Origin of the sequence: Mesorhizobium sp. M2E.F.Ca.ET.209.01.1.1, assembly GCF_004010375.2 — a bacterium.
GTDB lineage: Bacteria > Pseudomonadota > Alphaproteobacteria > Rhizobiales > Rhizobiaceae > Mesorhizobium.
On sequence record NZ_SADP02000004.1, the window covers coordinates 342,219 to 360,078 of the forward strand.

At 66.3% G+C, this 17,860-nt stretch carries 18 protein-coding genes; 9 read left to right on the forward strand and 9 right to left on the reverse strand.

Annotation, left to right across the window (positions count from 1 at the left end; genetic code table 11):
• Positions 1 to 179 precede the first annotated feature (179 nt).
• The gene (locus tag EN852_RS10770) at positions 180 to 542 is read left to right on the forward strand and encodes a low affinity iron permease family protein (protein ID WP_127865218.1); all 363 of its coding nucleotides are present in this window, start codon (positions 180 to 182) and stop codon (positions 540 to 542) included.
• A gap of 194 nt (positions 543 to 736) precedes the next feature.
• The gene (locus EN852_RS10775; RefSeq protein WP_127865217.1) at positions 737 to 976 is read left to right on the forward strand and encodes a hypothetical protein; all 240 of its coding nucleotides are present in this window, start codon (positions 737 to 739) and stop codon (positions 974 to 976) included.
• A gap of 449 nt (positions 977 to 1,425) precedes the next feature.
• Here the strand turns inward: EN852_RS10775 and EN852_RS10780 are convergent, their stop codons facing one another.
• Positions 1,426 to 2,853: an MFS transporter gene (locus EN852_RS10780; RefSeq protein ID WP_246694244.1), complete on the reverse strand. Its 1,428-nt coding sequence runs from the start codon at positions 2,851 to 2,853 to the stop codon at positions 1,426 to 1,428.
• 133 nt (positions 2,854 to 2,986) lie between these two features.
• Here EN852_RS10780 and EN852_RS10785 point away from each other — a divergent pair, with 133 nt between their 5' ends.
• Complete coding sequence (locus EN852_RS10785; RefSeq protein ID WP_127875058.1) at positions 2,987 to 3,895, forward strand: LysR family transcriptional regulator; 909 nt, start codon at positions 2,987 to 2,989, stop codon at positions 3,893 to 3,895.
• A gap of 446 nt (positions 3,896 to 4,341) precedes the next feature.
• Here EN852_RS10785 and EN852_RS43155 read toward each other — a convergent pair whose 3' ends face one another.
• Positions 4,342 to 4,464, reverse strand: a complete 123-nt coding sequence (locus EN852_RS43155) for a hypothetical protein (protein WP_281407780.1) — start codon at positions 4,462 to 4,464, stop codon at positions 4,342 to 4,344.
• Positions 4,465 to 5,676: 1,212 nt separating this feature from the next.
• Between EN852_RS43155 and EN852_RS10790 the strand changes: the two genes are divergently transcribed.
• Positions 5,677 to 5,898, forward strand: a complete 222-nt coding sequence (locus EN852_RS10790) for an alkylphosphonate utilization protein (RefSeq protein WP_127875057.1) — start codon at positions 5,677 to 5,679, stop codon at positions 5,896 to 5,898.
• Positions 5,899 to 6,020: 122 nt separating this feature from the next.
• Complete coding sequence (locus tag EN852_RS10795; protein ID WP_127875056.1) at positions 6,021 to 8,015, forward strand: acyltransferase family protein; 1,995 nt, start codon at positions 6,021 to 6,023, stop codon at positions 8,013 to 8,015.
• Between the two features lie 211 nt (positions 8,016 to 8,226).
• Here EN852_RS10795 and EN852_RS10800 read toward each other — a convergent pair whose 3' ends face one another.
• Positions 8,227 to 8,580: a cupin domain-containing protein gene (locus tag EN852_RS10800; protein WP_127875055.1), complete on the reverse strand. Its 354-nt coding sequence runs from the start codon at positions 8,578 to 8,580 to the stop codon at positions 8,227 to 8,229.
• Between the two features lie 102 nt (positions 8,581 to 8,682).
• Between EN852_RS10800 and EN852_RS40805 the strand changes: the two genes are divergently transcribed.
• Positions 8,683 to 8,871 (forward strand): hypothetical protein, encoded by a 189-nt coding sequence (locus EN852_RS40805; RefSeq protein ID WP_189545828.1) that lies wholly within the window; start codon positions 8,683 to 8,685, stop codon positions 8,869 to 8,871.
• A gap of 327 nt (positions 8,872 to 9,198) precedes the next feature.
• On the opposite strand, the gene EN852_RS10810 is transcribed toward EN852_RS40805, so the two are convergent.
• Positions 9,199 to 11,223 (reverse strand): AI-2E family transporter, encoded by a 2,025-nt coding sequence (locus EN852_RS10810; RefSeq protein ID WP_246694245.1) that lies wholly within the window; start codon positions 11,221 to 11,223, stop codon positions 9,199 to 9,201.
• 255 nt (positions 11,224 to 11,478) lie between these two features.
• On the opposite strand from EN852_RS10810, the gene EN852_RS10815 reads away from it, so the two are divergent.
• The 3 genes from EN852_RS10815 to EN852_RS10825 all read left to right on the forward strand — a co-directional run bounded on the left by EN852_RS10815 (position 11,479) and on the right by EN852_RS10825 (position 13,936).
• A complete protein-coding gene (locus EN852_RS10815) occupies positions 11,479 to 11,808 on the forward strand; it encodes a hypothetical protein (RefSeq protein ID WP_127875052.1) in 330 nt (109 codons plus the stop codon).
• Positions 11,809 to 12,028: 220 nt separating this feature from the next.
• Positions 12,029 to 12,358, forward strand: coding sequence for a hypothetical protein (locus EN852_RS10820; protein ID WP_127875051.1), 330 nt, complete (start codon positions 12,029 to 12,031; stop codon positions 12,356 to 12,358).
• A 324-nt stretch (positions 12,359 to 12,682) separates the two neighbouring features.
• The gene (locus EN852_RS10825) at positions 12,683 to 13,936 is read left to right on the forward strand and encodes a DUF763 domain-containing protein (RefSeq protein WP_127875050.1); all 1,254 of its coding nucleotides are present in this window, start codon (positions 12,683 to 12,685) and stop codon (positions 13,934 to 13,936) included.
• A gap of 90 nt (positions 13,937 to 14,026) precedes the next feature.
• Here the strand turns inward: EN852_RS10825 and EN852_RS10830 are convergent, their stop codons facing one another.
• From EN852_RS10830 to EN852_RS10850, 5 genes are all read right to left on the reverse strand, one after another.
• Positions 14,027 to 14,899 carry an NmrA family NAD(P)-binding protein gene (locus EN852_RS10830; RefSeq protein WP_127875049.1) on the reverse strand — a complete coding sequence of 291 codons (873 nt, stop codon included), beginning with the start codon at positions 14,897 to 14,899 and terminating at the stop codon, positions 14,027 to 14,029.
• A gap of 85 nt (positions 14,900 to 14,984) precedes the next feature.
• Entirely contained in the window at positions 14,985 to 15,581 is a 597-nt protein-coding gene (locus EN852_RS10835; protein WP_127875048.1) for a DUF6456 domain-containing protein, read from the reverse strand.
• Positions 15,582 to 15,760: 179 nt separating this feature from the next.
• A complete protein-coding gene (locus EN852_RS10840; RefSeq protein ID WP_127875047.1) occupies positions 15,761 to 16,135 on the reverse strand; it encodes a hypothetical protein in 375 nt (124 codons plus the stop codon).
• Entirely contained in the window at positions 16,104 to 16,742 is a 639-nt protein-coding gene (locus EN852_RS10845) for a hypothetical protein (protein WP_127875046.1), read from the reverse strand. Before EN852_RS10845 ends, EN852_RS10840 begins: the two co-directional genes overlap by 32 nt.
• A 304-nt stretch (positions 16,743 to 17,046) precedes the next feature.
• A complete protein-coding gene (locus EN852_RS10850; RefSeq protein ID WP_127875045.1) occupies positions 17,047 to 17,844 on the reverse strand; it encodes a GcrA cell cycle regulator in 798 nt (265 codons plus the stop codon).
• Between the last annotated feature and the right edge of the window lie 16 nt (positions 17,845 to 17,860).

Below are 17,860 nucleotides of genomic sequence, written 5' to 3' on the forward strand. Positions count from 1 at the left end.
ACGAAGGCTTCCCAGCTTCGTTTGCCGACGTGAATTTGCGGCATAGTGCCGGCCAACAGGAGCAACGAACATGGACGACAATCGCAACAGTGTTCTGGAGGCGCGCTGGCTCCTGGCCGTGCCGGCATCGGTGCTGCTCACCGTGCTGATAGCCGGCATGCTGCTCGGATAGGCGGCCGATGAACCGCCTGCTCTTCCGCGCGGCGGATTTCCTGTCGCGTCCGCCAGGCTTCTACGCGATGCTTGCCGCCATGGCGGCCTGCACGCTGCTGGTGCCGTTCGGGCTTACAAACGTGGTGACCTATGCCCTGTCGGTGGCGGCCATCATCATCACCGGGGTGGTTCTCATCCAGGGCTACCGGGACACCGCCGCCATCCACGCCAAGCTCGACGAGATCGTCATTGCGCTGCGTGAGACGCGCAACGACGTGGTCGGGCTCGAACATTCCGAGCCGCATGAGATCAAGTCCAAGCTGGTGGAACTGGAGATTGAGGCCGAGCGCCTGGCGGCCTCGGAAACGTTGAACGGGGGCAAGGGATGAGGCCGGCGCCCCAGTGGGTGGGGCTTCGTTGGGGTAGCTGAGGCACCGGCCGAAGGCGGAATGGGCACCGCCGCCAGGCAAAGATAGGCCTCGCGGGCGGCGGCGAAATTACGCGATCGCGGAAGCGCCCGTGAAGCCACCCCGGCGGGGCCGATCGGAACAAACGCCCGGCGTCGCCGTTTGTGGGGATGGTTATGTTCGCTCCCCTCGATATGCACGGCGAGAAGCGCGCCGATCTCCACCGGGCCGCAAGGCTGTCGCTGCTTCATGACCGCGTGGTAAAGCGCTTCGACAGGGTCGATCATTCAGCCGATGCTGCCGAGAGGGCCGCGGCCGCTTTCGTCGAGGCGACCCATCGGCCGACCATCTTCGTTGCACCATTCCGGTCAGACAGGAAACCTCAAACAGCGGCCGGCTGGACGCTCGGGCTGTGACCGGTGGTGAGTTGGCAAGGGCGGCATGAACCGTCAGTGAGGCCGCGCGTTGCGTTCCCTGATCAGATCGCGCGCTCTCAACTCGGCATATACCGCCTCGCGGTCCCCACGGTACCGTCCTAGCAATCTCATTGCCTCGTCGCGCTCCAGACGCCCGAGTTTCATCATAAAGCGAAGTTCCCGTTCCGGAATCAGAGGCTGAGCTTCCCGTCGCCGCCACCACGTTTCATGCATCGCTTCGACCTCACCGCCACGCCCACTCGTCCAGCAGAACCGCTGCCCCGCCCTGCCCGTGGAGACGTTATAGACCTTCCATGCATTGGCCAGAGTGACACTGCCCACACTTCTCAGTTCTGACACTTGCATTTGTTAACGGCGTCTCCCTTTTCCTCCGACCCGGCATCGGCTCCCGCCCGCATCCTTGTGTCACAGCAGGCTGGCTGCGGAGATCAGGCGCTGCAGCGCTCCCTCCGACCGCCAGCAAACGCAATCGCTGCCGCGACCGCGACCACGCCCGCGGCCACCGCAAAGGTCATTGCCATCCCGTGCGCGACGGCCGCGGGGGCTGCCGCCGCGATATCTTTCGTCCCCACGGCGAAGGCGAACACCGCGCCCATCACCGCCGTGCCGGTGACGAGGCCGAGATTGCGCGAGAGGCTGAGCATGCCCGAGACGACGCCGCGCTCGTTAGCGTCGACATCGGCCATGACGGCGGTGTTGTTGGCGGCCTGGAAGAGCTGGTAGCCCGGCGTGAGCACGGCGATCGCCGCCGCGTAGCCGACGACGCCGAAGAGGTTCGGGAGTGCCGCGAGCGCGGCGCAACCGGCGACCATCAGCGCCAGGCCGGCGATGACCATCGCGGCCGCCCCCAGCCGGTCGACGATACGCCCGGCAATGATGCCGCAGACCGCCGAGACCACGGGGCCGATCGACAGCACGGCCCCGGTCGCCGCTTCGCTCAAGCCCAGCGCCCGCGACAGGAAGAACGGTCCGACGACCAGGGTGGCCATCATCACCGTCGAGACCAGCGCATTCATGGCGAGGCTCGGCGCCAGCACCCTGTCGCGCAGCAGCGCGAGCTTGACCAGAGGCGATGCCACCTTGGCCTCGGCGACGACGAACAGCGCCGCGCCAGCCATGGCCGCGCCGAGCAGCGCCGCGTTGAGGCCGCCGAAATGGCCGCGCCCGATGGTCATGGCCAGCGCATAGGCGGCAAGCGTCGCGGCGAGCAGCAGCGTGCCCGGCACATCGAAGCGGGCCTTCGCGCCCGTCGCCTGGCGCACGATGCCCGCCGCCGGCAGGAAGCGCCAGGCGGCGAGCAGCGCGACGCCGCCCAGCGCGGCGTTGACGAGGAAGATCGAGCGCCAGCCGAGAGCGGCGATCAGCACGCCGCCGAGCGAGGGGCCGAGCGCCGTGCCGATCGCCGACATGGTGCCGAGCAGGCCCATGGCGCTGCCGGTGCGCTCTTTCGGCACCGTCTCGCCGACGACGGCTATCGTCAGCGCCATCATCACTGCCGCGCCCAGCCCCTGCACGGCGCGCGCGGCGATCAGCAGCGCCAGTGACGGCGCGAGCGCGGCGGCAAACGAGGCGGCGCTGAACAGCGCCAGGCCGGCGATCAGCAAGAGCCGCCGGCCGACGAGATCGCCGAGGCGCCCGACGCTGACGATCAGCGCGGTGATGGCGAGCAGATAGGCGAGCACCACCCATTGCACCGCCGGAAAGGACGCGGCGAAGACAACGCTCAGCGTCGGCAGCGCGACATTGGCGATGCTGGTGGCGAGCGAGGAGACGAGCATGGCCAAGGACAGGCTGGCCAGCGCGCCCGCCGTCGAATGGCTTAGGGGCGCGGCGCGGGTCTCGGCAATATCGGCCATGATGTCTTCTCCGTCGGGTGAACTCGGCGGGAAGATAGGCGTCCAGCCGATGTGGCGGAACGCGCAGCATTTGCACTTGATCAGTGCATGGAACGCCATGTCATCGAGCGACAACCATGCTATGGTTGCGCTCATGTCGCGACCCGATCTCAACCTGCTCGTCACGCTGGATGTGCTGCTTGCCGAAGGCAGCGTCGCCAATGCGGCGCGGCGCCTGAAGCTCAGCCCTTCGGCGATGAGCCGGGCGCTGGCGAGGCTGCGCGAGGCGACCGGCGATCCGCTTCTGGTGCGCGCCGGGCGCGGCCTGGTGCCGACGCCGCGCGCCGTCGAGCTCGGCGCGGAGGTCGGCCGGCTGGTGAAGGAGGCGGAAGCGGTGCTGCGGCCCGCCGAGCGGCTCGACCTCGCGCGGCTCAACCGCAGCTTCACGCTGCGCAACAGCGACGGATTCGTCGAGAATTTCGGCCCGGCGCTGCTGGCCCGCGCGTCGCGGGAAGCGCCGGGCGTGCAATTGCGCTTCGTGCCCAAGCCCGACAAGGACAGCGGCCCGATGCGCGAGGGCGCGGTCGATCTGGAGACCGGCGTGATCGGCAATACGACCGGGCCGGAGGTGCGTTCGCGGGCGCTCTTCCGCGACCGCTTCGTCGGCGTCGCGCGGGCCGGCCATCCTTTGAGCGAAGGCCGCGTCACCGCCGCCCGCTTCGCGGCCGGCCGTCACATATTGATCTCGCGGCGCGGGCTCGATCGCGGCCCGGTGGATGACGCGCTGGAGCTCGCCGGGCTGACGCGGACGATCGCGACCGTGGTCGGCGGCTTCGCCGAGGCGCTGGCGCTGGCGCGCGGCTCGGACCTCATCGCCACGGTGCCGGAGCGCTATACGGGCACGCTGCGCGAGGGCCTGTTCACCTTCACGCTGCCGGTCAAGCTTGCCCCGCTCTCGATCTCGCTGCTGTGGCATCCGAGGCTCGACGCCGATCCGGCGCATCGCTGGCTGCGGGGGCTGGTGAAGGAGGTGTGCGGCAGCGCGCGTAATCCCGGCCCTTGAGAGGAGATCAACGCGGCAAGGAACCGGCCACGCGTCCGGAGGACACTTGTTTAACGTTAGCCTTTACTAACGTATAATACACGAAAGAAAAAACCGTGCCGTTCATGGAACCCGTGGCATGGTCAGCGCGTTGCCGGGCGCTTTTGAGACAGCCGGAGGCTCGCTTGAGCGAATTCAGGAAGTTCGCGTGCCCCCGGTGCCTGGGCGCCGGCAAGGTGTTCGAGTGTGAAAAGCAGGTTGCGTCGAAAGGCTCATGCTGTCCCTCGGGCACCTTGCGCGACAATTGCCCTGGACAACGGGTTTCCTGCCAAGCCTGCAACGGAACCGGCCTGCGCGGCTACGGCGCACCTCCTCTTTTGCAGGACTGAGCCGCGACAGAGCGATCACGGCATCTGGGCTGGCCAGCCTGTGGCGCATGCAGCGAATCCGAAAGATCGCGACGCGCTTCAAGCGCTGGCACCGCCCATCAGCGCGGCGACCAATGTCGCCAGGAAGACAAGCAGCCCCAATGCGAGCCGATCCAGCCACGCGCGCCGTCTGGCAAGGATCTCGAACAACCGATTGGTCATCGCAACTTCCCCCTTCGCTGCGCGACACTCTACCATGCCTTTCATGAGAACATCATGAAATGACTCACACAGCCTCCGATGCCGCTTCAAGGGGAAATCGGCCGCTGCCGGCCGCCCGATGCCGCGCCGCCAAATGCACCCAAAAAAAGTCGGGGTCGAAGGACAGTCGGCCTGGCGAAAAATCAGCTTATTCAAGCGGATACGCATATATGTGCGGCGCGGTATGCTGGACATCGGAAATGCCCGGAATTCCGCCATTTCATGGCTTTTCGCCGTAGCCCCAGCATGACTGCCATGCGTGCTTAGGGCGCGAAAAGGCGGCTAAAAAGGCGCTTCAGGAGCCCTCGCCGGCGGCGTTGACAGGGCACCGCGCCAATGGCACTCCGCAAGCACTGGTCACGCCATGACCGTTGCTGTTGGGGACGGACGGGGTTTCAGCAGCTTGGCGGCGGCGCCGGACGGGCGGGCACATGCAGTGCACCGCCCGCTCCTGGCCTCCAACCCTAAACAGCTTGCCTTAAAACCGATCGGGTCGACGGCGCGTTCCTGGGATTTCAGAACGTGAAGCCGGAGGACGGCAAGGCGCCGCCGAAAGCCTATCACGTCTGGTTCGCAATATGGCTTCTTCACCGGCTGGCTCGGCCCGGTCGACGACGAGATCAGGACGGCAGACATGCCCGGCCGCCGCGTCGAGCGGGGGGCCGAATTGGCCGTCCTGCAATTGATGCCAGACAATTGGCCGGCAAGCCGGTAGGCCGCCAGCCAATTTTCATCCGCGCGCCGGCGCTACTCCTTGACGTTCGAGGGAATGGCGGCCGCAACGACGCCCGACAACTTCTGGCGCTTCGACAGCACCGGCTTCTCGTAAGTCTTCTTCATAGGGAACCCCTTTGCCCAGTTTCGCGCCCGCACCACGCAACGCCAAAAGGTCTCCCGTCAAAGAAAATTTGCGCTATCGCGGCACGATGAGGGCTGACCGCAACTGAAAGCATATGGGCTGTGGCGCGCCGGCAACATCCGGCGCCGTCTTCCGATAGAACTTTACCACCGCCCCGGGTGATGATTGGAAGCTGACCTCCCCATGGCTCGCGTCGCCACAGCGATTGTCCTGCCTTGAGGCCGAGAGCGGCCGCTCCGGCGCCGCGCGGCTTGACCAGACCGTGGCCGGCGCGATAGGCGGGCGCAGCCTATCCAACCGATGAAAGACCCGCCATGACTGACGTTATCGTGAAAGACAGCAACGGCACGCCGCTGAAGGATGGCGACTCCGTGACGCTGATCAAGGACCTCAAGGTCAAGGGCACGTCCGAGACGGTCAAGCGCGGCACGCTGGTGAAGAACATCCGCCTCACCGGCAATCCCGGCGAGATCGAATGCAACACCAAGCAGGTCAAGGGCCTGGTGCTGAAGACGGAGTTCCTGAAGAAGGCGTGATTGGGGGGCCAATCTCCCCTTATGTTGCACTGCGTTAGATTTGTTGCATTGCGATATCGGCGCACAGGGCCGAGGCTTTGTCTCAGGCGGGATACGAACAAGCATTCACGAGGTTCGTATTCGTGTCAGCATCGGCGCAGGATTTCCGACCCGATATCGAAGGGCTGCGAGCGGTGGCCGTGGCGGGCGTCGTCGCCTACCATTTCAGCCTGGCGGCGCTGCCGGGCGGCTTTGTCGGGGTCGACATCTTCTTCGTCATCTCGGGCTATCTGATCACCCGGCATCTGGTCGCCGAGATATCTCAAACAGGCCGGCTCGACCTCTTGCGCTTCTATGCACGGCGCGCGCGGCGCCTGCTGCCGGCAGCGCTGTTCGTCATCGCCGCGACGCTTGCCGCCGGCGCGCTCATCCTGTCGCCGGAGGAGCAGGCGCTCTATTCCAAGGGCGCGATGTTCGCCTCGGCCTATATGATCAATCTGTGGCTGATCCGCTGGTCGTTCGACTATTTCGCCAATGACGCCACATCCAACCCGTTCATCCACTACTGGTCGCTGTCGGTCGAGGAACAATTCTATCTCGCCTGGCCGGCGCTGTTGATGCTGGCCGCGTGGATGAAACCCGGCAAGCGCGCCATCATCGTTGCCATCGGCGTCGTCGGCCTCGTCTCCTTCATCCTCTGCGCCTGGCTGACAAGCGTTTCGCAGCCCTGGGCGTTCTATTTCTCGCCGCTGCGCGCATGGGAATTTGCCGCCGGCGGCCTCGCATCGATGGTGCCGGCGCGGCTGTTGCAGAAGCGTCCGCTGCTGGGGCGGGCGTTGAGCCTGGCCGGCCTGGCGATGATCGGGACCGCTTATCTCACCTTCAGCGAGGACGCTCCCTTCCCCGGCTTTCTGGCGCTTCTGCCTGTCGCCGGCACGGTCCTTCTGCTCAAGGCGGGAGCGGCCGGCGCCAGGGACGGCACTCCTTATTCGCCCAATTCCGGACAGAATTGGGTGAATGCCGCCCTGGCGCTGTCGCCCTTGCAGTGGACCGGCAGGCTCTCCTATTCGATCTATCTCTGGCATTGGCCGGTCATCGTCTATGCCGGCATGCTGGCGCCGGAGCTGACGCCCATCGAGCGGCTCTATTGCCTGGCGCTGACGCTGGCGCTGTCCGCCCTCACCTACCACCTCATCGAGAACCCGATCCGTCGCAACGGCTGGCTGATGGCCAATGCGGCGCGGGCGCTGGTGCCGGCCCTCCTCCTGACCGGCACCGGCGTCGCAGCCGCCTATGGCAATGCCAGGCTTGCCGTGCGCGACCTCGATCCGCAGCAGCGCGTCATCGCCGCGAGCGCGGCCGAGCCTTCCACCGCCCGCGCCAGGGCGGGCTGCGTGCAGGACTACGAGACGGTGACACCGGCCCCTTGCGTGTTCGGCGACGGGCGGCGCGTCATTGCTCTCTTCGGGGACTCCCACGCCGACCACTGGTCGACGCCGCTGATCGAGGCGGGCCGGAAGAACGGCTACCGGGTGGTGACGTGGCTGAAGAACTCCTGCCGCGCCTCGCGCATCAGCGTGTGGTCGGCCGAGCTCAAGCGCCCCTATGCGGAATGCGACCGCTGGCGCGAGCAGGCGATCGCCGGGATCATCGCGGCGAAGCCGGCGCTGGTCGTCATCTCCGAGCTGGCGCTGACCAGCGGGCGCAAGATGGCGGGCCGCGACGGCGACACGGCGAGGCAGGATGCCGAATGGCGGGCGGGCCTGCGCTCCACCCTCACCAGCCTGAGCAAGGCCGGCCTCAAGGTCGCCTTCATCCGCGACGTGCCGTTCAACAACGCCAATGTCGACACCTGCGTGGCGCGGGCGCTGTGGCGGGACGAAGCGCCCTCGCGCTGCGACCAGACGCGCGCCTATGCCGCCAACGACGCCATGGCGGCGGTGGAGCGCGACATCGTCGACAGCATCCCCAACGCTGCTTACGTCGACCTCACCGACCGCTTCTGCAGCGCCACCGTTTGCCACGCCTTCATCGACGGCAAGCTCGCCTTCCGCGACCAGCACCATTTGGCCACGCCCTTCGCCGAATCGCTGGAGCCGGAAGTGGAGAAAAGGGTGATCTCGAAGGTGGGGCGGTAGGGCGGGCCCCGCGCCTTCGTCATCCTAGGGCGGAGCAAGGAGCGAAGCGACGCGCGCAGACCCTAGGATCCATGCCGTGACGGTAAGGCTTTGCAACGGTTAAAGAATTCTGCACCGTCACGCTCTACGGCGGCGGTCACGGCATGGATCCTCGGGTCAAGCCCGAGGATGACGACCGGAAGAGCGTCGGCGCTCCTTCACCCTCATCCTCCTACCCCACCACAACCACAAAATGCTTGGTCACCGGCTCGAGGATCTTCCACGTGCCCTTGAAATCCGCCTCGACCACGAAGGCGTCGCCGGGGCCGACCTCGACCGGCTCGCCGCCGTCGGGCGTGATGATGATGCGGCCGGCGATCATGTGGACGAATTCATAATCGGTGTAGGTGGCATGGTAGGTGCCGGGCGAGGCGCGCCAGGTGCCGGACATCACCTTGCCGTCCCCGGTCGTGTGCTGCACGGCGGTCTGCATGGTCGGCCTGCCCTCGACGACGATCCAGCCCGGCAGGTCGCCGGCCTCCGCATGCTCGACAGCGCCGAATTTGAGGATGGTGGGTCTGGTCATCGGATGCTCCTTCGGTTCGCCGGTATTGGCTGGCGACGGCATAGCCGATGATAGCATGCGTTGCACGCGGCGATACGACAGCGGGAGGCGATGTGGCGACGGATGCCTGCGGCCTTCAACGCGCGGCTGAACATCGAGCGGGTTCACATCCGCCGCGTTGCATCCAGAATGAAAAGCCCGCCGGATGGCGGGCTTTTCGGTTTCCGGCCAGATCAGGTCGGAATGGAAGATGGCGGCCTTGCGGTGACGACGCTCAGCTTTTCACGCCTGGCCAGAACAGGCTTCTCATAGGTCTTCTTCAAGGTACGCCCCTTTCAAGGCTTTTCAGGTCCGCATGTGGAACCATAAAGCTGGCGCGACCTGTAAGCTGTAGCACATTAGCAACAGTTCACAGACGTTCCGCTGGGCTTGAGGCATCAAGCATCACTGTCCCGTTTCGGGACTGGCATCCGTCTTGCTATGAAGAGATTGCCGGTGTCCTCCCGCCGGTCCTGATCGGGGGATCAGGTTTAAATCTCGCCGGGCCTGTGGGCTTTTGGGCATCAGGGTAGGTCCGGCGAGTTTTTCTTTTCCCACCGTTATGCCGACACGGTTACGCCAGTGGCGGGCGCCCCGCCTTCACTCCGCGGCCTGCAACTGCTTCCTGCGCGCCGGCGGCCTGCGCCGGTGGCCGGCCTTGAGCGTGACGGCCGTCTTTTTGGAAAGCGCTCCGGTCACCGCGTCGATCATACCGAAGGCGACGAAGTCGGCGTTAAGAGTGGTAGCCAGTTCTGCCGCGGCCTCGACGTCACCATTGCCGACTTCCGACCAGAAGACGATGCCGACGCGAAGCTTCGCCTTGATGCGCTTCAGCCGACGAACCATGAAGCGCGCGTGCCGGGTGGATTGGCGGTTAAGGAAGCCGATCACGACGGCATCGATGGTTTCGAGGTCGAGACGGCGGATCGCTAGCGGTTCGAGTTCGGTAAAGCTCGTCTTCGACACCGAAGCGCCCTGCACTTCCAGCACCTGCGCCAGCATCGCGGCGGCGGCGTCGTCGAGTTCGCCGCGCCCGCCGGCGCAGAGCACTGCGATCCCCGAGCCGTCGGGCAGATCGACCTCCTCTTCCTCCTCCTCGGCAGGCTTGGCTTCGCCAGAGTTTTTCTCGGTAGCCTTGTCTTTCTCGCCAGCCTTCCTGTCGACTGCCTTCTCATCGGCAGCGGCCGCCTGCTCGCTCTCTTCCTCCTCAGCCTCCTGCTGCGCGCTGTCGTCGAGATTGGCGACCAGGGTCATGGCGCTGTCGGCGAGTTGCCGGCGCTGCGCGTCATCCATGACGCCGCGCTCCCGGTCCTGCTCGCCGAGCAGAAGCGCGGGTATGGCTACCCTGCCGTAGAATTCGAACAGATACTTGTCCTCCAGCATCTCCTCGGCATGGTCGGTCGCCTCGTCCGGATCGCCGGCCAGGAGCCGCTGGTAGAGCCTAGCATGCGGCTCCAGCACCGGCTCGTTGCCGAACAGGACGTCGAGGAACTCGAACTGCGGCACGTGCCGGCCGAGCACCACCAGGCAGACGGTGAGCGGTGTCGACAGCACCAGGCCGATCGGTCCCCACAGCCAGGTCCAGAAGATCGCCGCCACGATGATGGCCAAAGGCGAGAGTCCGGTGTGCGAGCCATAGAGCCACGGCTCGATGACGTTGCCGGTGACGAGCTCCACGACGACGAAAAGCGCGGCGGTCCACAACAGCAGCGACCAGCCGGGCGCCACCGCCAAAGCCAGGAACAGCGGCAGCAGCGCGCCGATGATCGGGCCGATATAGGGCACGAAGCGCAGCGCCAGCGCCAGCAGCCCCCAAAGCAGCGCGTTGGGGATGCCGAGCACCCAGAGCCCGATGGTGATGGGCACGGCGTAGATGATGTTGACCACCAGTTGCATCAGCAGATACTGGCCGACGCGCTTGCCGGCATCCTGCAGCGCCTGCGTGCTGCGATGGAGGTCGCCATAGCCGACCAGCCGGATGAAGCGGTCGCGCAGGTCCTCGCGCTCCATCAGCATGAAGATGACGACGATGATGACGAGGCCGGCGGAGCCGAGCGGGCTGAGCAGCGGCCCGATCAGGTTCTGCAGCACTTCGAGCGGCTTTTCATGCGAGACGACCTCGACCGGGATCGGCTCGCGCTTCGGCGCCTGGGCGGCCGAGGGCAGCTGCGGCTCCTGGCGGTCGATCTCCTGGCCGACGCGCTCGATGACGCCGCTGAGGCGCGAGATGATGCCGCCGCCGAGGCCGTTCTCCTTCAGCGCGCGGACCTTGGTCAGGATGTTGATCTGGTAGACGGGGATGTTCTGCGCGAGGTCGCTGACCTGGGTGGCGACGACGAAGGAGAACAGCGAAAGTGCTGCGAAGGCGCCGGCGACGCTGGCGATGACGGCCGCGATGCGCGGGACGCCGGCGCGCTTCAGTGAGGACACGACCGGCGCGATGGCGAAGGTCAAAAGCAATGCGACCGCGATAGGCAGGAACACCTCGCGCCCAAAATAGAGCGCGGCGACCGTGACAACCACGCTCGCCACCGTCGGCAGCGCCGTGCGCCGATGGCCCCCGGACGCGGCGAGCAGGCTTTCCAGCCTCGGCTCCGACGCCCCGTTCCCGCGATTGGCCGCCACCATCGAGCCTCCATGCCGTCCGCCCGGCAATGATCCCAGATACTTCGCCGGCGTGCAACGCGCCGGGGCCCGGTCGGTTGCAGTTGCCCTAATAAATATCCGGGCTCATGAGGTTGCGGGGACGAAGCGCCGGATCCGCCGCCTTGCGTGCCGCCCATGCCCTGTCCGGGGTGGCAACCGGGCCGCGCGCCGGGAACATGGACCGCCCGAAATCGTTGTCTTGCCGAAGGGGCCTTGAAACTCAAGGAGGCAGCGATGAAAAAGCTTCTGCTTGCTTCGATGATCGCCATCGCCTCGGCGTTCGCGATCGCGCCGGCCAGCGCCGGCAGCGTGCAGCTCGGAATCGGCGTCGGCCCGGGCTATGATGACGGCTACTATGACGACTATGGCGGTTATTACCCGCACCGCTATTACCGCCATGTCTACAATGACGACTATTACGACAATGGCGGCTATGTGGTGCGCTACCATAACCGCTATCACCGCCATCATTGCCGCACCGAGCTGATAACCCACTGGCGCCACCACCACCGCGTGGTGGAGGAAGTGCGCGTCTGCGGTAACGGCTACTACAACAACTACTAGTAGGAGCCAGTAAGCCTGAATGACCGCGCGGGGCGGCACTGCCGCCCCGCGCGATTTCGCGCCATGGACAGGGGCTTGGCGTCGTCGGGTCCGGTTCCCGACCCTTTCCGATCTTGCTGGAGGCTGCTGGCGCGCGGCGAGCGAATATTAGCACTTGCGGGAACACGGGCTGGCTTGGGCGCGTTTACAGGGTGATCGACCTTCAGGAGGAGGTTGCCCCATGAAAAAACTTCTGTTTGCTTCGGTGATCGCAGTCGCGTCGGCGGCGGCAACGATAGCGCCGGCGGATGCGCATGGCTTCTTCGGTCTCGGTTTCGGGCCGTTCGGCGGCTATCCATTCTATGGCGGTCCGATGTATGGCGGCCCGTTCTACGACTATGGCGGCCGCTATTACGGCCCGCGCTACTATGACGACTATTATCCCGGCTATGTCCGCTATCCGCACCGGTACTACTACAGGCACTACTACGTGTATCACCACCGGTATCACCATAGGCACCACTACTGGCACCACAGGCATCACCACCACCGGCACTATTACAGGTACTAGGCGGCGGGCCCGGCGGGCAGCAGCGTACCGAAGCGGCATTGACGAGACGCAAGCGTAGGCCACGCTTCGCGGTCGTCATCCTAGGGCGGAGCAAGGAGCGAAGCGACGCGCGCAGACCCTAGGATCCATGCCGTGACGTACGAGTGCTGCCACGGCGCAGAATTCTGATCCGCGGCATTCCTCGGCCTACGTCACGGCATGGATCCGTGGGTCAAGCCCAAGAATGACGAAGGCGCTTACGGCTTCGCTCGCCAGCGCTTCGCGCGGCGCCTTGCAAATCCCCGCCAAAATGCCATCTAAATCACCGGCATCCAGGAGAATCACGTGACGCAGCGAAGCGGCAGCGCCGACCTGCCGCTGCATGGCGGGCGGGTCCCGAAATGGCTGGGCGAGCGCATGACGAAGCTCGGCGCTGTGCTGTGCGAGGCGATCATCCACCATTACGGCCGCGACGAGCTTCTGCGGCGACTGGCCCATCCCTTCTGGTTCCAGTCCTTCGGCGCCGTGATGGGCATGGACTGGCATTCCTCCGGCATCACCACCTCGGTCATCGGCGCGCTGAAGCGCGGGCTGAACCCGCTTGCCGGCGAGCTTGGCATCCATGTCTGCGGCGGGCGCGGCGCGCATTCGCGCAAGACGCCGGGCGAGCTGATCGCCGTCGGCGAACGCGTCGGGATGAATGGCGATGCGTTGGCCACCGCCAGCCGCCTGGTCGCCAAGGTGGACAGCGCCGCCGTGCAGGACGGCTACGACCTCTATCTGCACGGCTTCATCGTCACCGATGACGGGCGCTGGGTGGTGGTGCAGCAAGGCATGAACGGCGACGCCCGCCAGGCGCGCCGCTACCACTGGCTGTCGGAAGGCTTGACCAGCTTCGTCGACCAGCCGCATGCGGCGATCGAGGGCGAGCGCCAGGGCGAGATCATCAACCTCACCGACCATCGCGCCGAAAAGGCGCGCGGCGGCCAGGTCGAGCTGCTCAAGACCATGAGCCCGGAAAAGATCCTGAGCGAGCTCGCCGTGCTGGAGCCGCAACCCGAGCCGGAACCCGCCGCGCAGCCGCTGCTGCCCAACCTCGTCATGCCGGCGCATCACGACGTGCGCGAAAGCGACATCGTCATGCGCCGCCTGCACGGCAACATCGCCTCGGCCATCGAAAGCGGCCCCAAGGATTTCCCTGAGCTGCTGCTGGTGCCCGGCGTCGGCCCGCGCACGGTGCGGGCTCTGGCCATGGTCTCGGAGGTGGTGCACGGCGCGCCCTACCGCTTCTCCGACCCGGCACGCTTCTCGCTCGCCCACGGCGGCAAGGACCGCCACCCCTTCCCCGTGCCGCTGAAGGTCTATGACGAGACGATCGGCGTGCTGAAATCGGCGGTGGGGAAGGCGAAGCTCGGGCGCGGCGAGGAGCTGGAGGCGCTGAGACGGCTGGACGGGGAGTCTCGCCGGATGGAGCGGTATGTGACGGGGCCGAGCTTGAAGGAGATTGTTGCTGGGGAGATGGACCAGTCGCATTTGCTGGGGGGACGGAGTGTGTTTGGGTGGGAGGGGGCGCCGGAGGGTGGCGAGAACCGCAAATAACATCGAAGGTCGGCGCTGCCGTCCTTTCGCAAGTCCATGCCGACAATGCACCTAACATTTTGATTCGTCGTAACCCGCCAACTGCCTGATTCACATCGCAAGTGCGCTTTTCTTCTCGACCAGCGCAGCGACATAGTTTTCCAGGGTGATCTTGCCGCGCTCGGGATCCTCCGGCTGCATAGGACCATCGAGCGTAGCAGCCGTCATGCGCGCATAGGATTGCGCGGCCGATTTTGAAAAGCCGAGTTGCTGATAGGTCTCCAGCCAGCGCTCTTGCGGCGTGGTCACCACTCGCACCTCCTTGCCCAGTGCCTCGGCAAAGGCGCGCGCGACATCGGCCGACGAATAGCGCTTCGGCCCTTCGACATAATGCACGCGGGTTTGGGCCACAGGCTCCAGCAAAAGCCGCGCGGCGGCCTCGCCGAGATCCTGAGGCGCCACCATCGGCAGTCTGAGATCGGCCGGGAAGAAGGAATTAATGATACCGTCACGCCGCGCTGTCTCCAGTGCCTGATCCCAGTTGCTCATGTAGTAGGCGGCGCGGATAATACTGGCCGGAATGGTCTGCGCCTTCAGCTTCTGCTCCAGGCCGTAGAGCACGGAAAGATCGCCGATGCCTTCGCCGGGCTGCGCGCCATAGGTCGATTCCGCTACCACCTTTTCAAGACCTGAGCCTGCAAGCGCGGTGACGATGGCGGCAACTGTCTTCTGCTCTTCGGCGTCGGTATCGGTCGCCGGATCGGCGGGCGGGTTGAGAAGAAAGGCGCCGCGGCCTTGTCGCAGCACCTTGCGCAGCGCCTCGGGGTCGCGAACGTCCGCCTCCGCGACCTCAGCGCCCTGCTCGGCCAAATGTGCCGCATTGGCCTTATCGCGCGTCACCACCGTGACCGCCTCGCCGCGCCGCAACAGCGCCGCCGCCGCGCCCGAACCGACATGGCCGGTGCCACCCAGGATGATGTGCATGGCTTTGTCCTTCCTTGATCGTTGCATGCCCTTTCAATGGGCGAGCGATCGATGGGTTCAACCGATGCTGACAGGTACTGCCGCCTCACCCCGCCTTCCTCCCCATCATTCCGTAGTGCACCGCCAGCAGATCCAGCCCGACCTTCAGCAGCTTGACCACCACATCCCTTCCCTCGCCGCTGCGCTCCGCGATCGCCTTTACCGACTGGCCTTCGAGGCAGGTCTTGCGCACCACCTCGGCCACCTCCCAATGGGCGAGCGCGGCCGCTGCATGAGCATGCGCGCGGCCGGCTGAGAGGACGCGGTCGGGGACGCCGCCGCCCATGCGGCTGGCGTCGACGCGCTCGCTCCAGGATTGCGGCTGCAGGCCGTGGCGGGTGGCGCGCTCGAAATCGTCGCGGAAGCGTTGGCCGGCCTCGCGCTGCTGGCGCGTCAGCGAGGTGATGCCCGTAAGCGGGTCGACATTGCGCAGGCGCACGATGCCGCCGGTGGAGGTGTAGCCGCCGTTCGACACTTCGTAGACGCGGCGCGCCTCGGCCGTGCCGGCGGTGAGGCGCTGGCGGCCGAAGGCGTCGGGCTTCAACGCGAAGTCGTGGCCGACCTCGCGGCGGATGCGCACTTGTTCGGCCTCGCCCTTGGGGAGCTTTGGGGGTTGGGGTTTCCTGACGGGCTTGCGGGGCATGGGTGCGGTCCTTTGTGGGTTGTGGGGTTCCAGAACTTGGGTTCCTCGCCCCCACCAACGGTGGGGGAGAGGTGGCCGCGAAGCGGACGGAGAGGGGGGACGCCCTCCGCGAAGCCAATGGCGTGGAAGGTCGAGCGAGCGCTCATTGCGTTTCCGCTGTGATGCGAGGAGCCAGGTTCTCAACCGGCTTTGGCTTCGCGGAGGGCGCTCCCCTCTCCGTCGCGGCTTCGCCGCGCCACCTCTCCCCCGCGTTGCGGGGACGAGGAACTGGCGCCCAGCGAGGCCCGCTTCGCCGTCAGCTCCCGCATCAGGCGCCGCTCCCGCACCTCTATCGAAAGCTGCGCGCTCGACGGGCAGAACTGGGCGTTGTCGACCTTGGCCTCGCCGCGGATGAAGCGCCGGATCGCGGCCTCGACATCTCGAAGCTCGGCATCCTGCACGGCGGCCAGATAGCCGCGCAGCTGCATCTCGGCGTCAGCCAGCGCGGATTGCGGGAAGCAGGAAAACATCGCGGCCAGCGCCTTAGCCGCCTGCTGCAATTCGGCTGCGGTCATTGATCTCCTCGATGATTGCGTTGGCGGCATCGACATGGGTCCTGCGCCGCTGCCATTTCTGTTCGGGCCTGTCCGGTTGCCCTGAAGGCGCCTTTCCATTCCTGCCCCGCGAAGCGGAAAACGCCGGGGCGTTTTCTCTCGATGGATCGATGGATCCTGGACTCTGGGAGTCTGGACTCTGGGTTTTATCGCCCGCCTTATCCCCTGCCCTGGCCCGCCGCTTATCCGAGGGCGAAAAGACTCTTTCCTTCGAAAGGCTAGGGTTGCCGCCCTTCAAGCCGTTCTTGCGCGCCGCGCGCGCCTTGCGGGCGTCGGCGATCATGCGCCGGGAATAGATGCGGCCGTGGCGGTCGCGCGAGAAGACGCGGTTCTGCTCGAGCTCGGCAAGCAGCGCGCCAAGCTCCGCTTCCGAGCAGCCGGCAAGGCGGGCAAGGGCGGCTTCCTCCAGCCCCTTGCCGGCGATCGCGACATAGCCGACCGGCTCGTGCGCGGCGGCAATGCAAAGCATGCGCATCCACAGGCCCTGCGCCGCGAGAGAGCACAGCCGCAGGTTCGGATCGGGCTCCCAGTCCGACCAGAAGAATTTCGACCAGATCGTGCCGCTCATGGGATTGCCTGACGAGAGGCAGGGCGGTGGGGATTAGCTAATCTCCCCCCAAGTGGGGGAGATGTCCGGCAGGACAGAGGGGGGCGCGAAGGATCGCAGCGCCTCAGGATTAAGGATCCTCGCCCCACGAAGAGGGGAGAGGTGGCTCGGCGAAGCCGAGACGGAGAGGGGAGCGCCCTACGAAGGCCCCCTCTCCGTCCGCTTCGCGGCCACCGTTCCGGGGCGAGCCACGGGTCTCGCCCGTCCTTCGGACCCCCCGCCTTTGGCGGGGGCGAGGAACCCAAGCTTGGATACGCCCCGCTCCTCACATCCCCCTCCCGCGATGACCGTGGAACCTGGCGTGGTGGTGCGCGCAATAGCTGCGCGTGGCGGATGTCGGCAGGCCGCAGCAGAGCATGTCCGGCCCCGGCCGCGCGCCGAGCGGATCGGCTTCGGCATCCTCGCGCAGCGCGAGGTCGAGCGGGGCGCGGCAGCGGCCGAACAGGCAGTCGAGGAAGCGCATGGCCGCGACATGCGGCTGGCGGCCGGGGTTTACCGCAGGCGGCGGCGCCGGCAGCTTGTAGACATGGGCTTCGGATTTCTGGCGCTCGCCGGGGGCAAGCCAGGCCGGCGGCAAGGTGCGCGCTGGCTTGCGGAGTTTGGGTTTTTTCGGCTTGGGGGTGCGGACGGCGTCCGGGTCCGAGGAAGCGCCAACGACTGAAAAGCCGGCGGGACAGCACCCCTCTCTGTCCTGCCGGACATCTCCCCCGCAAGGGGGGAGATTGGCAGCTTCGGCGCCGGCGCCTTCCACGAACTCGGCATATCTGGAAAGCGCGGCCGGCTCGGAGAGCGTCACCCCTCCAATCACGGTCCTGCCCCGCCTGCCTGGACGATCCGGCCGGGCATGCTTCCTCGGCCTGCCGCCGGCGCGGCCGCCCTTGGGATTGGCGAAGCCGATGGCGCGCAAGCCGGCATTGCGGTGGACGATGCCGATGATGGCGTTGCGCGAGACCGGGGCGCCGCGCAGCGCGCTGAAGCGGCCGGCGATGCGCGAGGCCGAAAGCCCCTCTCTCAGCCAAGCGGCGATCTCGTCGATTTCCTTTTCGGTGTAGGCGGCTGCCATCTTCTCGTTCCGTCGA